Source organism: Pseudomonas sp. NPDC089422 (assembly GCF_044749405.1).
In the GTDB taxonomy this organism is placed as follows: Bacteria; Pseudomonadota; Gammaproteobacteria; order Pseudomonadales; family Pseudomonadaceae; genus Aquipseudomonas.
In genome coordinates this window covers 1-1,208 of the sequence record NZ_JBIVHW010000033.1, presented here as the reverse complement: position 1 = coordinate 1,208, position 1,208 = coordinate 1, and the positions used below count along the sequence as shown (strand labels likewise).

Annotated in this window: 1 protein-coding gene; it reads left to right on the top strand. The window is 63.9% G+C overall.

Translation table 11 applies throughout. The features are described 5' to 3' along the window. Nucleotides 1-1,208: phosphoenolpyruvate synthase (gene ppsA / locus ACIPZ8_RS28015; protein WP_400730383.1), on the top strand; the 1,208-nt coding region annotated here is incomplete at both ends.

Here is a 1,208-nt window from a genome sequence, read left to right as displayed (position 1 = left end):
GGCCTGGGTGAAACCGTGGTGCAGGGTGCGGTCAACCCTGACGAATTCTATGTGCACAAGAACACCCTGCAGGCTGGCCGGCCGGCCATCCTGCGTCGCAATCTGGGCAGCAAGGCGATCAAGATGATCTACGGCGACGAGGCCAAGGCCGGTCGTTCGGTCAAGACCGTCGAAGTCGACCGCGCCGATCGCGCGCGCTTCTGCCTGAGCGACGACGAAGTCAACGAGCTGGCCAAGCAGGCGATGATCATCGAGCAGCACTACCAGCGCCCGATGGACATCGAATGGGCCAAGGACGGTGACGACGGCAAGCTGTACATCGTCCAGGCTCGCCCTGAGACCGTGAAAAGCCGCGCCAGCGCCAACGTCATGGAGCGTTACCTGCTGAAAGAAAAGGGCACCGTGCTGGTCGAAGGCCGCGCCATCGGCCAGCGCATCGGCGCCGGCAAGGTCCGCGTGATCAACGACGTGTCCGAGATGGACAAGGTGCAGCCCGGCGACGTGCTGGTCTCCGACATGACCGACCCGGACTGGGAACCGGTGATGAAGCGCGCCAGCGCCATCGTTACCAACCGTGGCGGGCGCACCTGCCACGCGGCGATCATCGCCCGTGAGCTGGGCATCCCGGCCGTGGTCGGTTGCGGCAACGCGACCCAGGTGCTGAAAGACGGCCAGGGCGTGACCGTGTCCTGCGCCGAAGGCGATACCGGCTTCATCTTCGAGGGTGAGCTGGGCTTCGACGTCAAGCAGAACTCGGTGGACGCGATGCCGGAGCTGCCGTTCAAGATCATGATGAACGTCGGCAACCCGGACCGCGCCTTCGACTTCGCCCAGCTGCCCAACGCCGGTGTGGGCCTGGCGCGCCTGGAGTTCATCATCAACCGCATGATCGGCGTGCACCCCAAGGCGCTGCTGAACTATGCAGGCCTGCCAGCCGACCTGAAAGAAAGCGTCGACAAGCGCATCGCCGGCTACAACGACCCGGTCGGCTTCTATGTCGAGAAGCTGGTCGAGGGCATCAGCACCCTGGCCGCGGCCTTCTACCCGAAAAAGGTCATCGTGCGCCTGTCGGACTTCAAGTCCAACGAGTACGCCAACCTGATCGGCGGCAAACTGTACGAGCCGGAAGAAGAAAACCCGATGCTGGGCTTCCGCGGTGCTTCGCGCTACATCAGCGAGTCGTTCCGTGACTGCTTCGAGCTCGAGTG